The organism is Bacillus sp. ISL-41, assembly GCF_018613235.1.
Lineage (GTDB): Bacteria > Bacillota > Bacilli > Bacillales > Cytobacillaceae > Mesobacillus.
Window position 1 is genome coordinate 138468 of the sequence record NZ_JAGGQP010000027.1, and the last position, 25478, is coordinate 163945.

A 25478-nucleotide genomic window follows, 5' to 3' on the forward strand; every position below is an offset into this window, starting at 1 on the left:
ATTAGATGAACAGGTTGACGTTTCCGTTTTCCGCATCAGCCAGGTAAGCTGCTACACCAGCAAACTCAACGCCTTCCATGATTTCTTCTTGCTTAAGGCCAAATAAGTCTACTGTCATTTGGCAGGCAACAAGCTTTACATCCTGCTCTTTTGCCATGTCAATCAAGTCTGGAAGCGGCATTGCATTGTGCTTCTTCATTACATCCTTGATCATTTTAGGTCCGAAACCTGCATAGTTCATTTTTGACAATCCCAATTTGTTCGCGCCTCTTGGCATCATCTTGGCAAACATCTTTTCAATGAAGCCTTTGTCAGCCTGGATCGGCTCATCTTTCCTTAGTGCGTTCAAGCCCCAAAATGTGTGGAAAATTGTCACTTCATGATCATAGGCAGCGGCACCATTAGCAATAATATAAGCAGCCATGACTTTATCATAATCCCCACTGAATAAAATAATTGTGGTTTTTTTCTGTTCTCCCATTATTTATCTCCCTCTCTTTAATTACCGTAATGGGTATTTATGACTGCAAAAAAAATATAATATCTTTTCTAACGTGATTACGTTGTTAAATACCTCACAGGGTATATATTATAAAAGATCAACACCTTTGTCAACCGTAATTATGAATTTTTTATGACTTTTTTTATCATAATTAATCATAAACTTTAAAAACACAGTTCTTTGACGCGGATATAAACATCATATGTTTCAATTTTGGATTGTTGAATGGAATAAGAGTTAAAACAATATGTTGGAAATCGGAAGGCACGCAGCTGATAAAATATATATATAGAAGAAAATAGTTTTCTGAAATAAAAAAGCTATGAAATAGCAGCTAGTCAGATAAGAGAAATTAGTGTGAATTGAGTTAGAAGAAGTAATAGTGGGATAGTAATAAGAAAATGGAAGCCTGGAGAAATAAATCTTTATAATTAGCAGATTGTAAAGATTGTGTGATCCAGGCTTGATTAGTCTTCATCAAGCATTCTATATTTTACACTTTCATCGTAAAGCCTGTTTTTCTTGCTCCAGGCCCAGACAAGCCCTGCTGAAGCAGTGAATGCGAACATAACCATGAGTAAGAGCCAAGCTCCAGGTACCATAATTGCACCTCCTCTTTGAAAATTGTCCTATACTATCGAATTACTCTAACAGAAATTTTCGAAACCGTCCAGAGTATATTTTGGGGTTGTAAAAAAAAAACTTTGGGATTACAATGTGTTCAAATTAAATTAGGAGGTAAACAAATGGAACATGAATCCCTGGGTTTTTACTTCGACTTTCTTTATTATATTGGAGTCCCTATCCTGATTATCTTCGTCCTTGATACACTGCGCAAAAAGAATAATAAAAAAGAAGAACAAAATTAATAATCCTCTGACAGAGCGAAATCTTTTCGTTCTGTTTTTTTTTGGCAAAATTGTAAATTAACACGGTTTTTTTCCATTTAGACAGCAAGTATAAAACAATTAGATAACACTATAAAAAACTTGAATAACTTTATTTCTGTATGGGATGTATCATGTAACATAGCAGATTGTGAAGAAATTGTGAAATATTTGTGTTTATTTTATGAACAAGGGAGTGTCAAAATGTTTACAGACGAAAAATGGAGTTCTTCCAAGAATTGGTTCATCGCTGCTGTCTTCTGGATCATCATCGGCATGAGCATGGGACTTCTTACTGCAACAAAACAAATTTGGCCAGAATTGTTGAACAATCGCTGGTTCACTTACGGGCACGTCCGTTCTGCCCACGTTATGCTTGTCATCTATGCATGGTTATCGATGGCATATGTAGGCTCTATGTTCTACATGATTCCAAAGCTTGCTAAAACGAAGGTTTATAGCGAGAAGATGGGGAATTTCGCTCTAGTATTTTATAACATTGTCATTTTGGAAGGTTTCTTCGCATTGCTGTTGGGCCAAACCGAGGTTATTGAATACGGTGAATTCCCATTATGGGTAGACGTTCAGCTTCTTGTCGCAATTGGACTTGTAGCTTATAACCTTTTCAAGACAGTTGGACGCCGCAAGGAAAAAATGCTATATGTCAGCCTTTGGTATTTCCTTGGATCATTGCTATGGCTCCCATTGACCTGGATTGTCGGAAACTTCCCGGCACAATGGATTCCAAGTGGGGTACAGCAAGGCTTGATGGGCTGGTTCCTGGGCCATAATGCAATCGGTCTTTGGATGACAACAGTCGGGGTTGGACAGATTTACTACCTGCTTCCTAAATTGACTGGACGTCCGTTATACAGCCACCAGTTATCCATGATTGGTTTCTGGGCAATCGCAACATTCTATGTTTGGAATGGTCCTCACCACTTGATGAATGGACCGATCCCAGGCTGGATCTCAAAAGCTGGGGTTATTCCTTCAATCGTTCTTTTGATTCCAGTTTGGGCAGTTCTAGCCAACTTCTGGGGAACAATGAAAGGATCCTGGTCACAGACAAGAACAAGTGTGCCGCTTCGTTTCACGGTGGCGGGTACGATTTTTTACCTGTTCGCATGTCTTCAGGGACCATTGCAAGCCCTTCCATCTGTAAGTTCAGTCATTAAGTTTACTCACTGGACTGTCGGGCATGCACATATGGGACCATTCGGTGCGTTCTCTTTCACATCTTTCGCAGCAATCTATTATATCCTGCCTAAGATCGTTGGACGCGAGATGTTCAGCAAAAGAGCAATGGAAGCTCACTTCTGGTTCTCTACTGTTGGTTTCTTAGTATTCGCATTCTCATTGTGGATCGCAGGTGTTGTCCAGGGATTTGCATGGATCGAAGGCATTCCATTCCTGCAGACTGTATTGATGATGGAGCCTTACGTACAAGGCCGCGCAATCGGTGGAACTATGATGTATGTAGCTCAGTTCTTCCTTGCATGGAATATGTATAAAACTATTAAACTTGCAAAACTTGAGAAAAAACAGCAAGCTCAGCAGCAAGCTGCTAGTGCTTAATGAGGAGGGAACACGTTGGAACGTAAACCATCAGCTGTATTAATCGTTGCTTTAATTCTATGGACTTTCGGTGTAGCCGGAACGGTCATCCTTCCCCTCTTCGACCAGGAAATCAACTCTGCAACTGCGAGCGGTGAGCTCCGCAACTATCAAGAGGATTCCGCCGAAGCAAGAGGAAGAGAAATATATGTACAAAATGGCTGCCAGACTTGCCATACACAATTCGTAAGAGCATTGCCTGCTGATACGAACCAAAACCTTGGTCCCGTAACTAAAGGCGGCGACTACAAATATGATTTACCCCATTTATTGGGTTCTAACCGTACAGGCCCTGACTTGATGTGGGTTGGTTTGAAATATAACGAAGATTGGCAGCGCCAGCACTTGATTGATCCCCAATCAACTAGCCCTGGAACAATCATGCCATCTTTCGATTATCTGTCGAATCAGGAACTTGATGACCTTGTCGCTTACTTGATGAGCCTCAAGCCAACAGAAGAGAGACTGGAAGAGTACAAGAAAGAACTCGAAGAAGCAAAATTGAATGACAAGAACTAAACCTCACTTTACTAACCATTACCTTAAGCCCCGTGGTTTAAGGTAATGATTTTCTATCACAGCATTTTAAAGGCAGGTGTAAAAAATGAAAAAAGAATATCAGCAACATGATAGCAAAGAGGCGGATATCGTCTCTGATATTAAAATTGAACACAATAAAGTGCCTAAGCTCCTGGTAGCTGTATTTTATGTTGTGGCCATTTGGGCGATCGGATATGCGATCTTCATGCCTGGAAAGCTTGCAGTCGAACCTGCTGCCGCTCCACAGGATAATAAAGGAGAGCTTATTTTTGAGGGCACTTGCCTGAGCTGCCACGCTACGGGTGCAGCACCTGACTTGAGAGGTGTAACCGACAGAATGCCGGAAGAGGACATCAAGAATGTCATCAAAAAAGGCCGTAACACGATGCCTGCGATCGGACACCTTTATACAGAGAAAGAAATCGACAAAGTTTATGAATACTTAGAGGACTACAGATAAGGAAAGGAGGATTCTCGTGGGTAAAACTATAACAAGATGGGCATTTTTTATCATTATTTTCACTCTTCCATTCTGGAACGGCTTCAGAATGGATATCGACAATGAAAAACTGTTCTTATTCGGCTTCGAATTATCCTATGAAGCTGGCTATCTATTTTTCGTTTTCTTATTCTTGTTCCTGATGGCTTTCCTTGCACTATCACTAATCGTGTACAGGGCGTTTTGCCAGTATGCATGCCCGCACAATACCTTCAGCATGCTTTTGAACAAGATTGAAGCAAAATCAGGTGATAAAGGCAAAGCAGTAACGTTTTTGCTTGCCCTGTTTGTAAGCATCTTCATGGCTTACGCGACAGTAAGTTACTTTTACAATCCGATCACGATTTGGGAATCACTCGTTAACTTTAAAATGAATAAATACTTCTTCCTTGTCACTTCAACTGCTGTGCTATATACAGCTTTATCGTACAAGGCAAGGAACTCTTTCTGTAAGGTTTGCCCATACGGACTTGCCCAGGGCATCTCACGTGTGGATGATAAAACTCAATGGCTTACACATCCAGGAGTATGGATTACATGGGGTACAACGACTGCCCTAGTACTAGTCCTGCTTGTTGGATGGTTCTAAGAAAAACAAAGCGAGGTGAAAACATAAATGAATAAAATCTTGAAACTGTCAGCATTCGCACTACTTTCAATTTCTCTTACTGCCTGCTCTGAAGCCGCAGTAAAAGATACATCTCTTGATGATGTAAACAAGAAGGATCTTCCACCAATCCATGAAGACTATTCATCTAACTGGTGGAAAGACCAGCCGAACGGAAACGCGGATACCAATAAGGACTGGGACGGCGAAGGCTGGATCTTGTCAGCAAACGAAGTTAGTAACGGTATTGCCATCGCTGATATTAAAACTGGCAATCCCGTAAAATACTTTCAAAGCTCTGGTACACCCCACCATGTCCACCTGAACAAAGACCAGTCATGGGCTTTTGCAACACAGCGTTACGGAACAAGCGTGTTAGCCATCAACATGGAGACACTCGAGGCACATGACATCGATTTTCCGGGCTTTGACAGCGATCCTGCACCACAGCATATGACATTCTCGAGAGATGGAAAATACGCTTTTACCTCCTTGAATGGTGTAGGAGCGGTTGGAATGATCGATGCTGAAAAAGCTGAACTTGTAAAAGTCTTCAAAGATGTTGGTAAAAAACCAAGGGATCTGAATGTCACTCCTGACGGCAAAAAGCTGTTTGTCAGCTTGCAGGCTGAATCTTTCATTACAGTCATCGACATCGAAACAGGTGACATGAGATACCTTGAAAGAACGGAAACAGACTACGGAAAGGGAACAGGTTCCGGTCTGGATATGTCAAACGATGGCAAGCTTGTGGCAGTATCCAATACTGCTGACAATGAAGTGGCGATCTATGACGCTGAATCTGAGAAGCTTTTAAAGAAAATCGGAGATATTCCTAAGCCAGTCAACGTAAGTTTCATGGGCGATACTTATGATTTGGTTTCAGGGAACCGTAATGATGGATCCATTTCCATCATTGATGCAGATAAATTAAAGTTCATTAAAACCATCAAAACAGGTCCGGGAACAAATATCCCATATCTTGGTCCAGATGGATACTGGTACACTTCCCAAAATGGTGCAGGGTATCTGACAGTGCTGGATCCGGAAGACAACTATAAGATCGTAAGGAAAATCTGGGGCGTCCAGAATATCCACTGGCTGACTTGGAGCCCGGATGGCAGCATGATGTTCGGTTCTAACTGGGGAGATAAAACCCTTACTAAGATCGATCTAACTAAGAAAAAGGATTTCCGACAGACCATTCCTGTAGGTTTGAATCCGAATGGAATCGCTATTAAGACAAATGTTCCTAAAGAGCAACTCCTCGCAAACCAAAAAGGCAATGAGGAAGAAGCAAACAAGATCAAAAAAGCATCCACTCTTGTATTCCCGGATGCAAGGAATATTAATGAAGAAGCATTCCTGGGCACTTGCCTGACTTGCCATGATATCGGCCGTATCATGAGGAACAACAGTAAAGGTGCTGAGGCGTGGACATCAGTTGTTGACCGCATGAAAGGAAACGGAGCGAAAATGACCGATGAAGAGCGTCAGCAAATCATCGATTACCTGGCTTCTGACGAGCATAAGTCCCTTTCAATCCAAACGGAACTCGAAATGGAATTGGCTGAACAAAACAAAGATAAAGAATAAGAACAACTAGCTCGAGCACATTTGGCTAGAACCAACCTATACGCTGTTGATGCACAAAAGAAAAATCCTAATGCTTCTTAACAGGGAGCATTAGGATTTTCATCTAATTCTTTTATATAGTCCCATAGTCTCTTATGAAGGTTCGATTTGAACTGTTTATCCTTCCTTAATAGGTAAAATGGGCGGAAACGATCCCTGTCTTTGAAAGAACTGACCATAAGCTGTCTTGTTTTGACCTCGGGGCAGATCGCCAGCTTGGAAAAGACAGCCACACCAAGTCCATTTTTCACACCTTCTTTGATGAGCGTGTTGCTATTATACACAAGGACGGATTTCGGTTTGATATTCAACCCATTCCATAGATCCAGGGTTGCCTGTCTCATCGCACAGCCTGGCTCTCTAATCAGCCAGGTCATTTCTTCGAGCTTGGCAGGGTCCTGGGCTTCCGGGTCTACCCTAAGCTGTGGAGAAACACCCAGAACGAGCAGGTCATCATAGAACTCATGAGAAATGAAGTCATATCGGCCAGCCTGTCCCTCGACAAGCGCAAGGTCAATATCAGAAGCATACAGCAAATCTGTAATGTGGACAGATGTTCCGATTGTGATTTGGATTTGATTGCTTTTAATATCAGGATTCAGCTTGATGAAATCCTGTACCATTTTTGAAATCAGGCATTCGCCGATCGTATTGCTGCAGCCAATCTTAATTGTTTGACTTGAATCTCCTTCTGCAAGGATATTTTCCAGTTTCTCATTCAATGCAATCAACTGCTGGCCATGTTCATACAATGTTTTGCCAGCCTCTGATAATTTGATTTTACGATTGGCCCTAATAAATAACTGTTTATTGTAATAAGCCTCTAACTGGCTGATTTGATGGCTGACGGCTGGTTGGGAAAGATTAAGCATCTTCCCTGCCTGGGAGAAGCTCTCATATTTCGCAGCAGCAATAAAAGTCTTTAAATGTTCCAGATTCAATATGATCGCACCCCTTTATACTATAGAATTGGAGGGAATAAAATGAAAAAAGTAGATATCATCATTACGGTTATTGTATTATCTGTTTTTATCTTCGGCTTAATGTACTTTACCAAGGATAATTCCGTCACATATCGCGACGTTAAATTCGAAATTGCTTCATTGGCCATTTTAACCACTGTTTCCCTGTTCACTTATTTCGGTATCAGAAGAAATTTAAATCATTAATTGGCATTATACCACACAGGGTTTAAGTTGTGAGAGAAATATTGTTGAGTAAAACCTAGGAGAACTCCTAGGTTTTATTTTGTTCTTTGAAGCAGTATACTAGCAATCAAAAGAATGAAAAACCGTGCCGGCAAAAATAAGAGAATAAATTTGAAACTTATCTACAGTAATTATACAATAAAAACAGTTCATACCATCAGGGGTATATTTTTAAATACTCTTAATTAATCCTTAACAAAGACATCACAATATAGATAACAGAAAAGGAGTGAAATATTTAATGACGGAAATCGGTTTATTTTTTGCTTTTACTGCTGGAATTTTATCATTCTTCTCACCATGCGTATTCCCCCTGCTCCCCGCTTACATAACACATTTGACTGGCGGAAAGATTGAGGGATCCAAAGTTGCAGTCGATCGCGCAACACTATTTACCCGTTCATTTGGTTTTATCGTAGGTTTTAGTTTGATTTTTATCGTCATGGGTGCCTCGGCATCTTTCCTTGGACAGGTTTTCGCAAATTACCGGACAATCGTCATGCAAATCGCAGGATTGCTGATCATCATTTTCGGTTTGCAGATGGCCGGCTTGCTGAATATCAAGTTCCTGATGATGGAAAAAAAGGTCCAATCTGATGCTAAACCAAAAGGTGCATTCAGTTCAGTGTTTCTAGGAATGGCGTTTGCCAGCGGATGGTCACCTTGTGTCGGACTCGCACTCTCCTCCATCCTTTTATTGGCGAGCTCTTCTGATACTTTATACCAGGGAATGTACCTGCTGACTTCTTATTCTCTTGGGATGGCAGTCCCTTTCCTTATCATCTCTTTTGTCATTTCTTATTCATTAAGGGCAATCAAGAAGATCAACAAATATCTTTCTAAGCTTGCATTTGTGAATGGTATGATTATGGTAGGAATGGGCTTCCTTGTCCTTTCCGGGCAAATGCAGAAAATCAGTGCCTGGCTGTCTGCATACAGCTTATTCGGAGTTTAAGAATCCTGCTTTAATGCTTTTTAATAAGTTGATGTAAAGCAGTATTAAGGAGTGACCTATGCAGTGAAGAAAGAACTGATTGGAAAAAGTGTACTGGTTGTCGAAGATGATCCGAAAATCCGTACACTTGTAAAGATTTATTTATCAAATGAAGGCTATGAGGTCCTTGAAGCGGACAATGGGATTGCTGCACAGGAAATGATTGAAAAATATGATCCGTGCATCCTCATCCTTGACCTTATGCTCCCTGGCAAAAACGGTGAGGAAATTTGCCGCTGGCTGCGGAATGACCTGGAAAGCATGATGCCTGTCATCATGCTGACCGCGAAAGCTTCTGAAAAGAGCAGGATCGAAGGCTTCAAGCTTGGCGCCGATGATTATGTCGTAAAACCATTCAGTCCAGCGGAGTTGATGGTCAGGATTGAAGCGGTGCTAAGAAGGACGGCAAGCAGATGCGGGAAGCTGACTTTTACAGGACTAACCATTAAACCGGCTAAAGGGCAGGCACTGGTCGATGGCGAACCGCTCGAGTTGACCAATTTTGAATTCAGGCTTCTTCATATGTTCATGCAGCATCCTGGTCAAATCCTTTCGAGGACACAAATACTCGATACCATTTATGAAAACAACGAAAAAGCCGTTACTGAGCGGACCATTGACGTCCATATAAAAAATCTTCGTGAAAAAATAAAAGAAAAGACGCCGAAGGATTATATTCAGACTGTAAGAGGAATGGGGTATAAATTTGCGGCGAATTAAAAGCATGGCGAATTTGTTGTTATCCAAGCTTGTCGCAGTCAATAGTGTCGTCATCCTGCTGGTGATCATGCTGGCCGGGATATCGGTAAAAGATTATGCCTGCTTCCTTGTCAATCATGAACAAGTGACCGGTGCGCAGCTTGTTGACACTTTAAATTCCTTCCTTATCAAAGTAAGTGTCGTGGCATTTGTCATTGCGGGTCTTTTGCATTATTTTTCAGTAAAAAGGATTGTCAATCCTGTAAAAGCAATGGCATCAGCGGCAAATCAGGTTAAAACAGGTAATATCCCGCCGAAGATCGATGTCCCTGCAAGCGGAGAACTCGGTGAACTTGTTACAAACTTTAACGCCATGACAGAAACACTATCCGTTGTCCAAACAAGGCGGGAAGAAATGTTAAGGGATATCGCCCACGAATTAAGGACCCCGCTTACGAATATCAACGGCTACCTGGAAGCCCTCCACAATGGTATTTTAAAGGGCGACGAAGAGCTTTTTGGATCGCTTCTCGATGAATCCAGGCGGATCACAAGGATTGTCGACCTGATTGCCGAGTTGGATGCCTGGAGTCAGGAGTCCCACTTCCCGGAAAAACAGTTTGAAGAAATTGACATGAAACAGGTATTGGCCGAATCCCTTGCAGCCTTCCACCTGAAGCTGTCGGGCAGGTTCGGGTCAATCAGCCAGCAGATCGATCATGCTTCAATTCTTGGCCATAAGGACGGTTTGAAACAAGTGCTGGCCAATCTGCTGCAGAATATCATTGATTATGATACCGGCAGTCACCTTGCCATCAAGGGACAGCAAGACGCTGAAGGATACAGGGTTACTTTTGCCCATGAAGGAACTTACATTGATCCAGATAAAAAAGAACTTATTTTCGAGCGCTTTTACAGGCTTGAAGAATCGCGCAGCACAAAAGCGGAGGGTGCCGGACTCGGGCTGGCCATCGCCAAAAGCATTATTGACGCCCATCATGGGACAATAGGTCTCGATACAGATGGGCACCATCACTCATTCTGGATAAGGCTCCCAATCCGTTCCATTTCTTAATCAATCCTTAACAATACGATAGCATACTGGTCTGTAAATCTAGTTTTCGTATTGAAGGAGAGATTGCCATGGAATTTACTTACTATAATGAGAAGCTGATCGGACAATTGGAATATGGATTCCTTCCAATATCCCCGAATACCGAGATGGGCTACAGGCCTATGGAACTGTTCGTATCCTCATTGACTGGATGCAGCACCTCGGTGCTCGCAAATATTCTAGCCAAGAAGAGAATAGACTATAAAAGAATTGACGTCGAAGTGACAGCAGTCCGAAATGCCAAAGAGGCCAACCGAATTGAGCAGTTGACATTCAATGTGGCCGTCCAGACTGATACAGAGGATAAGGCAAAGCAGGCTGATAAAATTGCCGGCCTTGTCCTGAAAAATTGCGGCATGATTCAATCTGTCATTGGAAGTATTAATATCCAATATCAGGTTGCTTTCACGCCAGACCAGCCAAAAAAAGGTGATGTTGCTTGAACTATATAACATTGGGCAGGTTCACGCTGCCTGCAGATTTGCTTGCAGCGTTTGCCGCCATTTTTATCGGAGCCTTGATTTACCGTATCAAGGAAAAAAAGAGTATCGACGATTGGTTTTGGAACAGCTTCTTCATTTACATAGCGATTTATAAACTCAGCTATGCAATCTTCAATTTTAAACTGTTCATCGATACCCCGTTCTCCCTTCTTTACTTTAACGGCGGTACAGAAGGCCAGATTCTAGCATTCCTGGGAATCGCAATATATTTATTTTGGCTAACAAAGAAAAAGGGCAATACCATCAAAGCTGGGGACTATCTCCCTGGATACTTTATATTCTTTTTACTGTATTGGACAGGATTATTTGCCTTTTCACAGGATTTCCTCGCCGCTGCAATCCAGGCCATCCTATTGGTGTTGTTCATTTTGTTTTACTTAAAGAACATAAAGCTTACTGCTGAGTACGCTATATTGTTCCTAATGCTAGAAGCACTGATACTTAGCCTTTATTCCAATTTACTGGCTGTGGAAAATCTGTTGATTTTCACACTCGGAATTTACTTAATCATTTTTCAGCGTTTTAATAAGGAGGAATTTCAGCATTGAATAAAAATCTTTTATCATTCGCAATTTTAGCACTGGCTGTTGTCATTTTGGTCGTGAATATCTGGAAACCAGGTTCAACAGAAAGCCAAAAAGATACAACAGCTCCATCAGGCGAATCAGTAGAAACAACTGAAGATATCCCAGGCGCGAAGCTGTCTTCGTTGCGTGAAGGCGCTGAGGCTCCTGATTTTGAGTTAACTACACTGGACGGTCAGCCTGCAAAGCTTTCAGATTACCGGGGCCAAAAAGTCATCTTGAACTTCTGGGCGACCTGGTGCCCTCCTTGTAAAGCAGAAATGCCGCATATGCAAAACTTTTATGAAGAACATAAAGATGATGGTGTGGAAATTCTGGCTGTTAACCTGACAAGCATGGATAAAGGTGTGGATGAAGTCCAGAAATTCGTCGATGAGTATGGCCTGACCTTCCCAATCCCACTTGATGAAGAGGGAGATGCAGGAACGACATACCAGGCATTTACCATCCCAACCAGCTACATCCTTGATGAAAACGGCGTGATTATCAAGAAGATAGTTGGCCCGATGGATGAGAACATGATGAAGGACCTTACCGGGGTAAAATAAAAAAAGTCGCGGCAGATGCCCGCGACTTTTCTTGTTTAATGGACATTTTGATGATGCTTCACCCTTGAAATGTCCATTAAACCCTCTTTCTTGGACATTTTGGCTCTGCTCCGCCTTCGAAATGTCCATTAAACCAATGGATCCTAGGTGCTTAGGATTTTCGGTTCTTGATCTGCTTTGTATGTTCCCGTTTCTTTTAAAAATTGCTTAATAACATCTACTGCATGTACACCATGGTAGGTTTTATCAGCCTCTGCCCCTTTGAACAGCTGCTTACCTGCCCCTTTGAACAGCTGCTTACCTGCCCCGGCGATTTTGTATTTCTTTTTCAGATCAATTTCCTTCCCGCCAACAAGAAGCTTCTGAATTCTGTTCCCTTCCGGATTGTATGGCTTAAAGGACATGAATAATCCAGAGGACCTGAGAATATATCCGCCTTTTTGTTTGAACGGGTCTCTTGAGAACACCATCTCCAGATTCTTCTCGAGGGCATTCATCAGCCGCTCTCCTGTCATCTCAAGAGTGAACATTTCCGGGTTCGTCGGGATGATGGTATGCAGGTCATACTCGGTCAAATCCCCTGCCGGGACAGGCGTACCGTATCTCCAGCCATGTGAAAACGCCAATTCACTATTGTAGGCATGAAGATAGGCATCTGTAATCAATTGGTCCATCGGTGCTTCATTCAAGGTCATCCGGTGTAAAATCGACTCTGTCCTGCCGACGATATTCCCCCGTTCCTTACTGAATGGCTCTAATAAATTAGCAATGATTCCCGACATTTCCTCGTCCTCAGAGAAGCTTTCGTCGATTGCCACCAATTCGTATCGATAGTCCTCCATTTTTCCGCCTTCGAGGGTGATCTCCAGTTTTCCAAGAAAGGATGCACTAGAACCAGCCTGGACGACGAGCGTATCATTGACAGTGATTGGTTCCTCCACCCGGTCATGGCTGTGGCCGGATAAGATGATATCAATTCCATCAACAAGCGTAGCCAATTCAACATCAAGCGGGAGACCCATATGGCTAAGCAGCACGATCAGATCCACGTTACCTTTTAATTCATCAACACATTGACTGGTCTCTTCCACCCCTTTTGAAAATTCCAGGCCTTTTGAAAAGCTAGCAGGCATGGTTTCGTCAACATACGGATAGGTAAGTCCAATGACACCTACCTTGATGCCATTGAGCTCTTTGATGATATATGGCTTTAAAAATGACTGATTGTCATTCTCCTCCTCTTTTACGTTGCATGCAATAGTCGGAAAAGGAAGCTCTTCTACCAGTGAAGCTAATTGCTCCTTTCCGTAAGCAAAATCCCAGTTTCCAGGCACCCAGCCATCCAGCTCCATCTTTTTCAAAGCTGGCAAAATAGCTTCGCCTTTTGAAGCAACTAAAGGAAGTGTTCCATGAAAAAGATCGCCGCCATCAAGGAATAAGACATTCTCATTTTGCGATTTAAGATCTTTGACATATTTGGCGATCCTCGGGAAACCACCTGTTTTACGCAATTCTGGCTGGTTCTCTTTCCAAAATAATTCGTGATGGAGTTCCAGGCTCCCATGTGTATCGTTTTGCTGGATTATCGTCAACTTCGTCATAGTATCCTCTCCTCCATTGAAAGCTGTTTCCATAAGCGTCCTGTTATGCATGAAGCTTATGGAAACAGCCTTTCATTTTATATGCTTTGTTAACTTCGGCTGTTTTTTTTCGTTCCAGGCGCTTCGCTTTCCGCGGGCTGGCGCTGAGCCTCCTCGTCGCTTCGCTCCTGCGGAGTCTCATCTGACCAGCTAATCCCGCAGGAGTCTATGCGCCTTCCACTTCAATAAACAGGACTTTAAAACGCAAATGGGCTTTAACAGAGCCGAACTTAAAAAAGATTTGCAAGTTCATAAATACCCAACTGTATTTTTCTTTTGGTAAAAAAAGGGACACCTTTGTTTTAAGGTGCCCCTTTTTTACAAAGCTTAGCGTCTTTTCTCTTGAATCGCTTTCGCTTTTCTTTTTATCTTACTGCGCAACGGTTCGGACCGATTTCCATTTCCCGCTGTTCTTCGATGTCCGGGTTGATTTTCCCCATATTCATCTGCCTTATTTCCTGGTAGGAGTTAGGCTGAGGCGGAAGGTTTTCGGTTACGGTCTTCCTGAACGTATCTTCACTGTCGATTTGCAATCCGTGGTTCTCGGCGTACAGTACGCCAAGTTTTTCGGAAACGCTGCCGTCATCATTCATCTCATTGATTCCCATATAGTGGGCAGGCAGGACAAGCAATTCATCCGCAAGTTCTTTATAGCGCTTGTATAAAGTATTCCTCAAGTCGCCTACCCAGTCCTGAGCCAGCCCGGCTAAGTCAGGGCGTCCGATTGAGTCGATGAACAGAATGTCGCCCGTCAGCAGATATTGGTCATCAATGATGAACGAAGTACTTCCGATCGTATGACCAGGAGAGTACAAAGCCTGGACCACGGTGTTTCCAACCTTAATTTCATCGCCATCCTGAAGTGGTTCATATTGGAATGTCACTTCTTCTGCATCTTTAGGCGGAAGGTAATATTTTGCTCCCACTTTATCAGCAAGCTTCTTACCGCCGGAAATATGGTCAGCATGGAGGTGGGTATCAAGCAGGGCTACCAGCTTGAAGTCCTTGCCTGACATGAATTCCTCATACTGTTCAATCATCCGGTTTGTATCGATGATTGCAGCCTCGCCATTTGATTCAACGAGGTAGGAAAGACAGCCTTTCCCGATACGGACGAATTGATAAAGCGTTCCGCCATTTTTCAGGTCACCGATCTTGATAGGCTCTAAATGTTCACTCCAGGCCTTCATGCCGCCCTCGATAGAGTAAACATTCGTATAGCCGGCCTCTTCAATTTGTTCGGCAACGAATTCTGACGAGCCACCTTTTGCACATACGACGTAAATTTCCTGATCCTTCGGCAAAACATCCTTAACGGGATCCACACCTTCAAGCAGGTCAAAATACGGCGTATTATGGACTTTTACATTACGGCCTTCGATTTTCCAATCATCGAAGTCATCTGTATTTCTTGTATCAAGGATAAACAGGTCTTCATGGTTAATGACTTTTCGAGCTAATTCTTTTGCTGTGATTGTCTGTACCATTTCATTCCTCCTGTTATACTTTGAATTTAGAACGTCAATGTAATGTTTGCATCGCTTGCGAAGTGAAGGAATGAAGCCGCTCCGCCAACGTCAATGCCATCGACGAACTGGTCTTTTTGAAGAGACATAACATCCATTGTCATCTGGCAGGCAATCATTTTGACGCCCATTTCTGCTGCCATTTCAACTAGCTGCTCTACAGGAGGAACGTTTTCTCTTGCGAACCCTTCCTGGAAGTGCTCAGTTCCTGCTGGCATAGGAAGCTGTTTATGCGCTTCCTTATGGATCAGGTTAAGCCCTTCAAACGTGAAGAAAATCCCTACTTCTGCATCTGTTGCTGCTGCCGCAGTCGCGATATTGAATACTTTGTATGCGTCGAACATTCCGCCGTTAGAGGCGATGATAGCTACTTTCATTTTTTGGTTCCTCCTTATTTTTCAACTGATGTTTCCGTCGGGCCTGTCCAGTCCTTCATGCCGGAAACAACATTAATTGGTTTCTTGAATCCTTTTTCAGCAAGCTTCTTCGCTGCCATATCACTTCTTGATCCAGAGCGGCAAATGATGTAGACATCCTCTTGAGGATCCAATTCATTAAAACGCTGCTCTAGTTCTCCAAGTGGAATTGATTTTGCATTCGGAATATGCCCAAAAGCGTATTCAGCTGATTCTCTTACATCAAGAACCGTTATTTTTTCATTGCCTTCCAGCTTTGCAAGCACTTCTTCAAGTGTTGCTGTATGCGGGTGTGGCGATTCATTGTTCAGTTCATCTTCACTGGCTTTGCGCAGATAGTGCTTAAGCACATCTCCATCAGTGATCGTACCGAGGTATTGATTGCCAGTACTTTCAGCCCATGCTTTTAAATCGGTTGTTGAACCTTTATCTGTAGCCTGTACTTCAATAACCTGGCCAGGCTCTAGCTCATTCATGGTTTTCTTCGTCTTGACAATAGGCATCGGGCACGCAAGACCTTTTGCGTCCAGTACTTTATCCGCAGAAATTGACATAGTAATCCCCCTTCCTACACTTTAGTATTTATGAATTCGCGGAATCCATACTGCAAAAATACTCCCTAGTTTATATACCTCCTACGGTAAAAACTATGCGTATATTGTAAAAAAAATAAAAAAAAACAGCAACCATTTTGCCTTGGCTGCTGTTTCCTGGTTATTCTTTGCCAAAATAGGTATTTGGATAAGACTGGTATGGATTGGCGTATCCGCCCCTGCTCAGCCATGGAATATAGCTCACCGGGTTCACACTGATTGCATACCTGAACATATTGTTCATCATACTGTCCATACCCATAAAACTCATGTTCATCCCCATATACATGGCCTCGATAGTGTTAAACTGGGACAGTTCAACTACATAGACGATTCGGTCTGCCATAACTCCAATTTGCCCTTCTGTCCATAAAATCCTGTCTGCCATGAAGCCAATTTGATCTTCTGTATATAAAACTCCTTCTAATGCTTGCGTAAATGTGTCAGCACCCATTTGACCCACATACACGATGGCTCTGCTAGTTGCCATCTGCATCACCTCCCAATAGTCAGGATATGTACCCCTGGGAGGATGGTGTCTGGCTATTTAAATAGGGTATGACTGCTAATGATTCAAGGCTGCTGCTCTTATTGCTCAATCCTCCCGTTAACCAGCAATCTTTTCCATGTCCTGCCTCCGTCCTCAGACTCATAAAGGTCGTTAAGGATGGTCATGAAAGCGATTCTTCTCTCCTGGCGCGGGTCTGCGGCTATATATGTAATCGGGTTATCATAATTAAGGTGCGGGATTGTAAGGTTTTCCGCCTTCCCTCTATCTTCGTCATCAAGCCTGAACAGTTGGATTGTTTGCTGATGAACCGGAGAGATATATAGAGATTCCCTTGAAAACGCTACTGCTGTTACCAGCTCAAATTCACCGGCTCTCTTCACATTTTTTCCATAATTATCCGTGATGAAGACACCTTCCTTTGTAGCCATTGCAAAGGTACCGCCTTTGTCAGGATGAACTGCCATCATTCCTAGTGTACTTGACTCCAGGCCATCCAACTCAACAGGCTCCCAGCTGCTGGCATGATCCCTGGATAGATAGACACCCCTTTCCAGCTTTGAATTGGGCTCTTCATTGATTAGATACAGGCTGCTGTTGCTGTAGCCAGCGGAAAGGAAGTGGAAATCACTTTCGCCATAAAAAGCGATTTTCTCAAGTGTCCTGCCCTTGTCCGTACTTTCTACAAGGCCAAGCGGATCCTTTAAATTCGAACCTTTTTCCGGATGTCCACTTGCAAAAAAACCATCTTCAGTTGCCTGAAACCCCATATAGTCATGATTTTGCCCGGCAGTTTCCAGCCATTCCCCATTTCTGTATATCCTCAAGCCATTGTGGGTGGCAACATATAGGCTCTCATCATTACCTGGATATCCAATTCCATGTACATGCTCTATTTTTTGCCCTGACGCTTTTCTGATAAATTCTTCATCAGGGATATCGCTCGTTATGTCCTCTTCCATGCTCTGCTGGTTTTCCGCTTGTTCCTTTGTTTCCTTCTTTTCCTGCATTTCCTGTTTATCCTGCGTTTCCTCCTGGTCCGCACAGCCTGTCAAAATCAGCGCCATGAAAGCGAATGCTGTGGCTATAAGCTTGTTTCGATGACTCATTCTAAATCCTCCGTTTTCTTTTTCTTCTTAGTCCAATAATAGTAGCAGACACCTGCAACGATCGCAAAAACAGCCATTGAAAGCTGGTACTCCGTTTTCCAGCCCAGCAGGGTATTGACTGAATACGCTTCGATGAAGAGGGCTGGGATTTTCCCAATCGTACTCGATATCATGAAACTCGGTGCTCCCATTTTGCTGTAAGAAGCTGCAAGCGTCACCAAACCCGAGGGAGCGAATGGGAAAAGCCTTAATAAAATCACAAGGACAAACGCCTCTGCGCCTGCAGTGTTCTTAAGTCGTTCCAATCCCTTTACCGATTTGCGGCTAGAGATATTTTGCGCCAGTTTTTTTACCCCTTTTCGGTACAGAAAAAAGCTGATGATCGCCCCTGCGGCCTCTCCGATGATTGACAGAACAAGCCCGCCGGCAAAACCAAAATAAATGATATTAGCAGCGGTTATAAACGCACTGGGAATGACCCCCAGAACTGAAATAGCAATACTGACCGCAAGGCTGATGAAAATTGCAATCCAGACTGGCTGGCCTGATAAGGTTTCTAATAATGGCATTTGTAAGCCTCCGCTAAAGAATCCATTAATTTGTCACTGCTTCTGCTAAGTTTTTGCAAACTGTCCCGTTAAAATAACTCTATAAACGAAAGGAGCTGGCTAAGGCATGAAAAAACTGACGTTAAGCATTTTAGGCGCAGCATTGATACTCGGAGCAAGTACTGCTGCCTTCGCAGAAGAAGGATCAGACGGTAAAGGTACTTTTAATTTTGGCCAAATGAAGCCGTTAATCGAAAAGATGCACCCAGACCTGTCCGATGAAGAAGTCAAGCAAATGTACAATGATTGCCACCGAACAAACGGTGCCATGCCGAGCAAAAACTTTAATATGATGGATGGCAGCGATATGGATATCATCGATTAAAGTGGGACTTCCTCTGTCACTTAAAAAGGTTCTGGAAAAAAGTCCAGAGCCTTTTTATATGTACTCGATCTATTTTAGCTTAAGATTTTGCAGAAAACATGTAAGAAAGCAATTTTAGCACCATTAAAAAACAACCTGACCAAAACGGTCCAGGCTGTCTCAAAAAAGTTTCTTAAACTATTACTTCATTCTGATCATGCTGGGACGGCAAGTCGGCTACCATTGTTCCCTCTTGTGCATGCTGTGACGGCAACTCGGCTATGGTTGGTCCACTTTGCGAGTGCTGTGACGGCAGGAGCGCTATGGTTGTTCCGCTCTGCGAGTGCTGGGACGGCAAGTCCGCTATGGTTGTTCCGCTCTGCGAGTGCTGCGATGGCAGATCGGCTATGGTAGTGCCGTTTTGCGAATGCTGGGATGGCAAATCTGCCAGGTTCTTTTCAGCAGAATTCAAACAGAACATACCAGCAGCAAAAGCTGCAATAAGGGGAAAGATTATTTTTTTCTTCATTTTAAACCTCCTCTGCCTGGGTCCATTGTCCATATAAACAATCAGCAATATTTCAGTAATTTTCCCATTTCATCCATAACTAAGCTGGCAAACTTCTCATTCTTCTGAAGCTTGAAAATCATGATTGCCTTTTCCAGATATTCCTTACCTTTGTTTTCTTTACCCAATTTTATAAAATTCATGCCTGTTTGGTAACAAAGTTCTCCAAATAAATACATATTTTCTTCATATATACAGTTGTCGATTCCTTTGCTGCAATAGATGAGCGATTCTTCATATCTCTCAAGCTTTGACAGTGCCTGAGCAAGACCATAAAGGATCCTTAACCAGATCCTTGAATCCTGGACTTGAGGCAGCCCTGTCAGCTCGTTCAGGGCATTCTGAAAAATCCCGACAGCTTTGTCCAGGTTTCCGCTATCTTTTTCGATGATGGCCATACTTGTTAAAATCTCAATTTCACGCTCTGACATTCCAGCCTGTTCCTGATGGGTCATTTCCAAAGCCTGGCCCAGCAAGTCAATGGATTTCTGTCGATCTCCTTCTAGGTAATAGCTGCATATGCCCTGGTGCCACACCAAAAATTGATTGAAGGATGTATGTTTGAACAGCGGATTATCCTGCTCCTTCTGAACTATTTCATGAATAGCGGCGTAATCCCGCTCTCTTTTATACTTTTTAATTAATTCCGTGACAGCGATTGCGTAATTGTATGTATCAGTGGAAGCAATATCGAAAAAATGGTTAAGCTCTACCTCAAGCTTTGATGCCATTTTGAATAATTGATCGATTGTTGGATATTTCTCTTCTTCTTCAAATTGAATGATATCCACTTCAGAACATATACCTTCAGCCAACTGTGCCTCAGTCAATCCTTTAAAAACTCTTGAAGACCTAAGAATTTCTCCGAAGTTATACCCAACCAGGCTCATCCCTACACCCCATTTAATAGTATTATTTTTATATTATCACAACGTTATGAAATTTTAAAAATCCGAATAATAAACCAGGATCATGAAATTGATTTTCCCAATCCTGGTTATGTTTATTTTATATAAGTAAAGTAAGGGAGTATGAGAATGGTAAGTGTGAGGAAACTGATCACGATTGCTCCAGCCTTGTTCTTTTTCTTCCAGATTGTCACTGCGAAAGCGAATGTATATACAGATACCAGCAGCACGGCACCCCAAATCAAAACAATCATTTCAATCCCTCAATTCTTGAAGACTTGGCAGTTTCGTTTGCCGTCCGAACTCACCGAACCGGATATCGACATTGACATTTATTTCAGCGTCAGGATAGGATTTCATCCAGTCAAATTCCCGAAACTCCTTAAGGGTGGCAAAATTCTTTCTTATCGGAATGGATAAATGAAAGGTGTCCCCTTTAAACTCTTCCTGAGTATATTTGATGTATTGCGTTAAATGTTCTTCCATCGACTTCGTCAGCGATTTCTTGAGTTCAACGATTTTTTCCTCATTTTTAGAGAAATTAACCAAACTTGGGTCACTAAGGATTTCAATATACATAGGAACCTTAATATCGATTACAGGCTGCCCTGATTGCTGCTTGAATTGGTAGGTATTCTTCCTTGGTTTGGCCAATCGTGCAGATATTCGATATTGTCCATCAAAGGGATCCTGGAATGCTGTAATAAAGTCTTGCAGTTCCCATGTGTTGTCCAGCAGGCTTGAGATCCTCGTCTCCTCCCCAGTAATTTTCCCAATCATCATTCCTTCTTTAAAAACAGCAGACCCGGCAAACTGTGCAGCCTTCTCCTTTCCGCCAAAATGAATTTCACCAGCCATAAAATCATCATCGGAAGCGGCTCCTTCATCACCTTCTTCAGTTTCAGTTGTTGCGTAGATTCCCAGGAATAAATCCGAATCACTTTCCGCTACCTGAAAAAAATCATTCAAGTCTGTGTCTGGAATCATCCCTGTTTCCTTGCCCCTGCCAATCTTTACTTCAAAGAATTTATGAGGCCTTGCCTCTAGTGTTGGTTTGTTGTTCGTGATGAACTTTTCTGCTTTTTCTTTTGTGACGATCAGCTCTGCGCTTCTCTTAATTTCCCTGTCTTTTGCAGCAGAGTACATCACCCTTATAAAATCAGGCTTTCTTGCGAGCTCCTCGGATACAATAATAACACTAAGCAGATCATAGGAAATTTCTTTGGAAATGACAGTGTTGGCAGTATTCCGCGAGCTGATAAAATCATTGGCAACGAATGTGACGATTTCCTGCGGCGGCTCATTCGTACCACCGCCCGATTGCTGGGATCCTACCTCTGGATTGGCGATCAAATAGGTCACCTTAATTTTACCTGCCTTTTCATGCGTGTCCAGGCCCATGCCAATTACATAGGCCTTCTCGTCGAGCTCTGTCTTATCCCAGCAGCCGGCCATGGAAAGGACTATGCATACCAAAATCAAGACTTTAACTAGATTCTTGTATTGCCTCATTTTTAAAATCTCCCCGTATCTTGGCAATCAGCCACATAAGCGGCGGCAGGCATAAAAATGCCGGGCTAAGCAGCATCAACAGTTTTTGCCTCATGATATAAAGATAAATTGATGGACTGTCAGGCGCCAAACCAAGCAGTAAAATGATGATCGTAATTAATGGAATCAAATATTCGAATTCTTCGATTTTCAGGATTCCACCGAGTAGGCTCGCACTCAGATATAAGTAAAATGAAAATCTTATAAATGTAGCCACAAGCCAAAACGGGAAAAATAATGTTTCCACGTTTGGCAGGAAGCCAATCTCGATATACCGAATTGTTTCATGAAAAGGGTAATTGAGCATCTCTGCAGTTGTGTAATCAAAAAGCATCACATATGAGATCAGCGCCAGGCTAATTTCAAATGTCACAATGAAGAGGCCTATTGTGGTACCCTTCTTGAAATCCTTGAAAGACACTACCAGCGGAGCGATTAAACCTATAAAAAGAAAATCGGAAAATATGGATACATTCTTAATTGAGGACTTCACAATTTCCATTTTCCCTTCACCCCATATTGGAAAAATGAAATCAAAATGGCCTGAATTAAAACTGACTAGAAATGCAACGAACAGAGTGATCTTTAAATATGGAATCAACACCCAGGCCACAGAGCCGATCTGCTCAATTCCCCTCTTCGCCCCGTAAGCACAGACGAGCATAAGCACCATATAAATGATACTTGTCGGCGTCTTGGTAAAATACATCGTCCCGATAATATCAACATATGTTCCGGTGTCAACTGTCACTGAAGCCACACCTACCAGCAGAAGAGCAATGGATAGGATATTGCCGAAAAAACGCCCGAACAGGTGGATGATCACCTCATGCAAATTTTTGTCTGGATGGGCTGAAAAAACTTTAATCAGCAAGATGATCGGAATGATGGCCATTGCACCCATAAGCAATACCGCAATCCATCCAGCATTCCTCGCATTCTCAAAAATAATTGAAGGTGTGTCGTCACTGAGCTTGGTGCCAACTGTCAAGGCTATGATGGCTATATATTCTTTTATCCCGATCTTCCCCTTGTTTTGTTTCATTACTTATGCCCCATCACTCTTTTTTTGTGAATCGGATGTTTTCAGAAAACCTGGCCGCAATTTTTCATTTTTCACAAGCCTGCGAAAAATAGTATCTTTGGAAGATTTATAACTTGGAGACAGCGGCGCTAAATATGGAACACCAAATGATTTAAGTGATACCAAGTAAAAAATTCCGGCTGCAAAAAAAGCTGTCATCCCGTAAATGCCGATCATTGCTGCACATAGAATAAAAGCAAAACGGATGAGCCGGACAGCAAAGTTCAGGCTTAAATCACTTACGGCAAAGGAGCTTAGTCCGCCAAGGGCAACCACAATGATCACGATTGGACTGATGATATTCGCCTCAACAGCGGCCTGTCCAAGAATCAACGCCCCTACAATTCCTATCGTGGGCCCGATTGGACTGGGCACACGAAGACCTGCTTCACGTATCAGCTCGAAAGCTGTCTCCATGATTAAAATTTCGATCACGGCCGGAAATGGGACTCTTTCACGTGAAGATGCAATCGCCAGCAACAAATCTGGCGGAATCATTTCAGCATGGAAGGTTGTAATCGCAATATAGATGGCCGAAGTGAAAATGGTAATAAATAAAGCCACCATTCTTAATGCTCTCGTGAAATTCCCATAATGGATTTTTAAATAATGATCTTCCGGACTATGAAAAAAAGCCCAGAAGGTCGCTGGCAAAATGAGACTGTCAGGTGAATTATCCATTAATAGAGCAATATAACCATCTTCCAGAAAAGAGGCCGCTCTGTCAGGCCGCTCCGTCGTCAATACACTCGGGAAAAGGGAATAGTTTCGTTCCTCAATATATTCTTCAAGCAAAGATAAGTTTTGAATCGCATTGACTTCAAGACTCCCCAGCCGTTCCTTGATGTTATCCACCAGCTTTTCATTCGCAAGTCCACGAATATAAACGATAAACACATCATTATGGGAGCGTTGAGAAACTTCGATTGATTCAAAAATCAAGTTCTCATTCTTGATTTTTTTCCTGAGCAGCGAGATATTCGCCACCACTTTTTCATTGAATGCCTCTTTCGGTCCCTTGATTAAGACTTCAGTTTCCGGTTTCTCGATTGCTCTGCTTTGGAAGTCCGGGCAATCCAGGATATATGCATTTGCTTCTCCATCCAGCAGCAGCAAGGCATTCCCTTTATTCATATCCTTGACGGCATCCTTAAATATACCGACTTCATGGACCATTTGGATGGATACAACATCTTTTACCTTTTTATTCGCAGATGTATTTTCTACCAATGGCTTCAGGATGTTTTCTTCTATACTCTTAACATCTGTAATGGTACTGATGAATACAAGTGCAGCATTTTTATTGAAGCCTTCAAGATACATTTCCCGCAATTTTACATCCTTATTGTCAGGAATGCTGTACAGCGTCCTGATCACCGACAGATTTTCCTGAAGATTGCTGCTAAACTGCTGTTCCTTAAGGTCCGTCCGTTCGCCCACGATTTTTTCTTTCGCGGGAGGTCCCTGGTTTTGCTGTTTCTTGAACAGCCTGAGCATTTCTTTTAACATATTGAATCTTCTCCCTGCCAGTACCGGGTTATATTTCCTATTCTTAACCTTTACTAACCTGCTTTGTTTTATGAGCTGTGGCCATATAAAAAACTCAGGAAATTTCCTGAGTTGGTTAAAGGTTCTTTTGTTTTCGTGCTGCCAGTATGTATACTGCACCTCCACCTAGCGCAATGATGCTAACAGGGATGATGAATGGCTTGGCAATATCCTTAATTCCTGACCAATTTTCACCGAGGACGATTCCTAGATAAAGGAAAAATACTGTCCATGGAATCATTGCGGCAATCGTATAGAGCGTGAACTTGATGGCTGACATGCCTGCAATCCCTGCAGGTATTGAAATCGCATGCCTGACTACCGGGATGAACCTGGCCGAGAAAATGACACCTGATCCATATTGGTTGAACCATTTTTCCGATATTTCCAGGTGATGCTTATTGATCAATAAGTACTTCCCGTATTTCTCCAGCATTGGGCGGCCGCCAAAATATCCAAGCCAGTACAGGAACAGCTGCGCGATAGTTCCGCCGATGATTCCTGCAACCACTGCCCCTGTAAAACCAATGGTCCCTTCAGAAATCATATATCCCCCATACCCGAGGACGATCTCACTCGGAATGACCTCAAGCATCAAACCGAGAGCAATTCCAAAATACCCAAGGCTCGACAGCCAGTCCAGAGCATTCATCATGACATCATGCATTTCACCAACTCCCATTCTGTTCCTCTCTTTTAAAAATATATTGAACGATGTACAAGTTTATCTCTATTTTTCTAAGAACATGAAAAAGAACCTGCCATTAAGACAGGTTCTGTTAGCAGGAACGTCAGCCGCGCCAGCCGCCTCTGAACAGTACCCGCAAGCCGATAAAAATAATGACAAAAGCGAAAAGCACGATAACAATTACACCAATAATTCCAAAGATGCCTAGCCCCGCAAGAGTCAACAGCAACGGCCCGAATTTAATCAAAGCCCATCCAGCAAGCATACAGGCGAGAAATAGCAGTACATTCGATCCCCAGTTGAATGACATATCATCATCCCTCCTTTCACTATCCAGCATATGTATGGCAGGAATTTTGGTACGGGCTGATGAACTATTCCTGAATTTTTTGTGTAAAAAAGAACCTGCTCGACGAAAATAGAATTACATAAATCTGGCTAAACCTGTTTTTGAATAGAAGAACAAGGGAAAAGTAATTATTGTTTTCAT

At 42.6% G+C, this 25478-nt stretch carries 32 protein-coding genes; 14 read left to right on the top strand and 18 right to left on the bottom strand.

Annotated features, from left to right (window positions below; all coding sequences use genetic code 11):
• Position 1: 1 nt before the first annotated feature.
• Positions 2-481 carry a DsrE/DsrF/DrsH-like family protein gene (locus J7I80_RS13520; RefSeq protein ID WP_144478679.1) on the bottom strand — a complete coding sequence of 160 codons (480 nt, stop codon included), beginning with the start codon at positions 479-481 and terminating at the stop codon, positions 2-4.
• A 488-nt stretch (positions 482-969) separates the two neighbouring features.
• Positions 970-1104, bottom strand: coding sequence for a hypothetical protein (locus tag J7I80_RS23525; protein WP_285289147.1), 135 nt, complete (start codon positions 1102-1104; stop codon positions 970-972).
• Between the two features lie 144 nt (positions 1105-1248).
• On the opposite strand from J7I80_RS23525, the gene J7I80_RS23530 reads away from it, so the two are divergent.
• The 6 genes from J7I80_RS23530 to J7I80_RS13545 all read left to right on the top strand — a co-directional run bounded on the left by J7I80_RS23530 (position 1249) and on the right by J7I80_RS13545 (position 6248).
• Positions 1249-1371 carry a hypothetical protein gene (locus J7I80_RS23530; RefSeq protein ID WP_269745711.1) on the top strand — a complete coding sequence of 41 codons (123 nt, stop codon included), beginning with the start codon at positions 1249-1251 and terminating at the stop codon, positions 1369-1371.
• A 222-nt stretch (positions 1372-1593) separates the two neighbouring features.
• The gene (locus tag J7I80_RS13525) at positions 1594-2967 is read left to right on the top strand and encodes a cbb3-type cytochrome c oxidase subunit I (protein ID WP_214738871.1); all 1374 of its coding nucleotides are present in this window, start codon (positions 1594-1596) and stop codon (positions 2965-2967) included.
• 15 nt (positions 2968-2982) lie between these two features.
• On the top strand, positions 2983-3525 hold the full coding sequence (locus J7I80_RS13530) for a cbb3-type cytochrome c oxidase subunit II (protein WP_214738872.1): 543 nt from the start codon (positions 2983-2985) through the stop codon (positions 3523-3525).
• 85 nt (positions 3526-3610) lie between these two features.
• A complete protein-coding gene (locus tag J7I80_RS13535; protein ID WP_214738873.1) occupies positions 3611-4006 on the top strand; it encodes a c-type cytochrome in 396 nt (131 codons plus the stop codon).
• A 16-nt stretch (positions 4007-4022) separates the two neighbouring features.
• Entirely contained in the window at positions 4023-4634 is a 612-nt protein-coding gene (locus tag J7I80_RS13540) for a 4Fe-4S binding protein (protein WP_214738874.1), read from the top strand.
• A 27-nt stretch (positions 4635-4661) separates the two neighbouring features.
• Complete coding sequence (locus J7I80_RS13545) at positions 4662-6248, top strand: beta-propeller fold lactonase family protein (RefSeq protein ID WP_214738875.1); 1587 nt, start codon at positions 4662-4664, stop codon at positions 6246-6248.
• 77 nt (positions 6249-6325) lie between these two features.
• Here the strand turns inward: J7I80_RS13545 and J7I80_RS13550 are convergent, their stop codons facing one another.
• Positions 6326-7228, bottom strand: coding sequence for a LysR family transcriptional regulator (locus J7I80_RS13550; RefSeq protein WP_214738876.1), 903 nt, complete (start codon positions 7226-7228; stop codon positions 6326-6328).
• A gap of 42 nt (positions 7229-7270) precedes the next feature.
• Here J7I80_RS13550 and J7I80_RS13555 point away from each other — a divergent pair, with 42 nt between their 5' ends.
• The 7 genes from J7I80_RS13555 (at position 7271) to J7I80_RS13585 (ending at position 11937) form a co-directional block, all read left to right on the top strand.
• Positions 7271-7456 (top strand): hypothetical protein, encoded by a 186-nt coding sequence (locus tag J7I80_RS13555; RefSeq protein WP_214738877.1) that lies wholly within the window; start codon positions 7271-7273, stop codon positions 7454-7456.
• A gap of 280 nt (positions 7457-7736) precedes the next feature.
• Entirely contained in the window at positions 7737-8450 is a 714-nt protein-coding gene (locus J7I80_RS13560; RefSeq protein ID WP_214738878.1) for a cytochrome c biogenesis CcdA family protein, read from the top strand.
• Between the two features lie 63 nt (positions 8451-8513).
• Positions 8514-9209 (top strand): response regulator transcription factor, encoded by a 696-nt coding sequence (locus J7I80_RS13565; RefSeq protein WP_353050109.1) that lies wholly within the window; start codon positions 8514-8516, stop codon positions 9207-9209.
• Positions 9210-9213: 4 nt separating this feature from the next.
• Positions 9214-10263 (top strand): HAMP domain-containing sensor histidine kinase, encoded by a 1050-nt coding sequence (locus tag J7I80_RS13570; protein WP_251027755.1) that lies wholly within the window; start codon positions 9214-9216, stop codon positions 10261-10263.
• Between the two features lie 68 nt (positions 10264-10331).
• Positions 10332-10745, top strand: coding sequence for an OsmC family protein (locus J7I80_RS13575; RefSeq protein WP_214738879.1), 414 nt, complete (start codon positions 10332-10334; stop codon positions 10743-10745).
• Entirely contained in the window at positions 10742-11353 is a 612-nt protein-coding gene (locus tag J7I80_RS13580; RefSeq protein ID WP_214738880.1) for a hypothetical protein, read from the top strand. Before J7I80_RS13575 ends, J7I80_RS13580 begins: the two co-directional genes overlap by 4 nt.
• Complete coding sequence (locus J7I80_RS13585; protein ID WP_214738881.1) at positions 11350-11937, top strand: redoxin domain-containing protein; 588 nt, start codon at positions 11350-11352, stop codon at positions 11935-11937. Before J7I80_RS13580 ends, J7I80_RS13585 begins: the two co-directional genes overlap by 4 nt.
• A 143-nt stretch (positions 11938-12080) precedes the next feature.
• On the opposite strand, the gene J7I80_RS13590 is transcribed toward J7I80_RS13585, so the two are convergent.
• The 7 genes from J7I80_RS13590 to J7I80_RS13620 all read right to left on the bottom strand — a co-directional run bounded on the left by J7I80_RS13590 (position 12081) and on the right by J7I80_RS13620 (position 18298).
• On the bottom strand, positions 12081-13538 hold the full coding sequence (locus J7I80_RS13590) for a bifunctional metallophosphatase/5'-nucleotidase (protein WP_214738882.1): 1458 nt from the start codon (positions 13536-13538) through the stop codon (positions 12081-12083).
• A 404-nt stretch (positions 13539-13942) separates the two neighbouring features.
• Positions 13943-15064: an MBL fold metallo-hydrolase gene (locus J7I80_RS13595; RefSeq protein WP_214738883.1), complete on the bottom strand. Its 1122-nt coding sequence runs from the start codon at positions 15062-15064 to the stop codon at positions 13943-13945.
• A 26-nt stretch (positions 15065-15090) separates the two neighbouring features.
• Positions 15091-15480, bottom strand: coding sequence for a DsrE/DsrF/DrsH-like family protein (locus J7I80_RS13600; protein ID WP_192472589.1), 390 nt, complete (start codon positions 15478-15480; stop codon positions 15091-15093).
• Between the two features lie 14 nt (positions 15481-15494).
• A complete protein-coding gene (locus J7I80_RS13605) occupies positions 15495-16073 on the bottom strand; it encodes a sulfurtransferase TusA family protein (RefSeq protein ID WP_214738884.1) in 579 nt (192 codons plus the stop codon).
• A gap of 160 nt (positions 16074-16233) precedes the next feature.
• Complete coding sequence (locus J7I80_RS13610; RefSeq protein WP_214738885.1) at positions 16234-16602, bottom strand: hypothetical protein; 369 nt, start codon at positions 16600-16602, stop codon at positions 16234-16236.
• 98 nt (positions 16603-16700) lie between these two features.
• Positions 16701-17729 carry a F510_1955 family glycosylhydrolase gene (locus J7I80_RS13615; RefSeq protein WP_214738886.1) on the bottom strand — a complete coding sequence of 343 codons (1029 nt, stop codon included), beginning with the start codon at positions 17727-17729 and terminating at the stop codon, positions 16701-16703.
• A complete protein-coding gene (locus tag J7I80_RS13620; RefSeq protein ID WP_214738887.1) occupies positions 17726-18298 on the bottom strand; it encodes a TVP38/TMEM64 family protein in 573 nt (190 codons plus the stop codon). Before J7I80_RS13620 ends, J7I80_RS13615 begins: the two co-directional genes overlap by 4 nt.
• A 106-nt stretch (positions 18299-18404) precedes the next feature.
• Here J7I80_RS13620 and J7I80_RS13625 point away from each other — a divergent pair, with 106 nt between their 5' ends.
• Complete coding sequence (locus J7I80_RS13625; protein WP_214738888.1) at positions 18405-18662, top strand: hypothetical protein; 258 nt, start codon at positions 18405-18407, stop codon at positions 18660-18662.
• A gap of 172 nt (positions 18663-18834) precedes the next feature.
• On the opposite strand, the gene J7I80_RS13630 is transcribed toward J7I80_RS13625, so the two are convergent.
• The 8 genes from J7I80_RS13630 to J7I80_RS13665 form a co-directional block, all read right to left on the bottom strand.
• Positions 18835-19170 carry a hypothetical protein gene (locus J7I80_RS13630; protein ID WP_214738889.1) on the bottom strand — a complete coding sequence of 112 codons (336 nt, stop codon included), beginning with the start codon at positions 19168-19170 and terminating at the stop codon, positions 18835-18837.
• A 41-nt stretch (positions 19171-19211) separates the two neighbouring features.
• Positions 19212-20099, bottom strand: a complete 888-nt coding sequence (locus J7I80_RS13635; RefSeq protein ID WP_214738890.1) for a helix-turn-helix domain-containing protein — start codon at positions 20097-20099, stop codon at positions 19212-19214.
• Between the two features lie 113 nt (positions 20100-20212).
• The gene (locus J7I80_RS13640; RefSeq protein WP_214738891.1) at positions 20213-20371 is read right to left on the bottom strand and encodes a hypothetical protein; all 159 of its coding nucleotides are present in this window, start codon (positions 20369-20371) and stop codon (positions 20213-20215) included.
• Position 20372: 1 nt separating this feature from the next.
• On the bottom strand, positions 20373-21629 hold the full coding sequence (locus J7I80_RS13645) for a Ger(x)C family spore germination protein (protein ID WP_214738892.1): 1257 nt from the start codon (positions 21627-21629) through the stop codon (positions 20373-20375).
• Positions 21604-22713: a GerAB/ArcD/ProY family transporter gene (locus J7I80_RS13650; protein WP_214738893.1), complete on the bottom strand. Its 1110-nt coding sequence runs from the start codon at positions 22711-22713 to the stop codon at positions 21604-21606. The genes J7I80_RS13645 and J7I80_RS13650 overlap by 26 nt, the downstream gene beginning before the upstream one ends.
• A 3-nt stretch (positions 22714-22716) precedes the next feature.
• Complete coding sequence (locus J7I80_RS13655; protein WP_214738894.1) at positions 22717-24261, bottom strand: spore germination protein; 1545 nt, start codon at positions 24259-24261, stop codon at positions 22717-22719.
• A 115-nt stretch (positions 24262-24376) separates the two neighbouring features.
• Positions 24377-24967, bottom strand: a complete 591-nt coding sequence (gene uptA / locus J7I80_RS13660; RefSeq protein WP_214738924.1) for an undecaprenyl phosphate transporter UptA — start codon at positions 24965-24967, stop codon at positions 24377-24379.
• Positions 24968-25091: 124 nt separating this feature from the next.
• The gene (locus J7I80_RS13665; RefSeq protein ID WP_214738895.1) at positions 25092-25298 is read right to left on the bottom strand and encodes a hypothetical protein; all 207 of its coding nucleotides are present in this window, start codon (positions 25296-25298) and stop codon (positions 25092-25094) included.
• Positions 25299-25478: the final 180 nt, after the last annotated feature.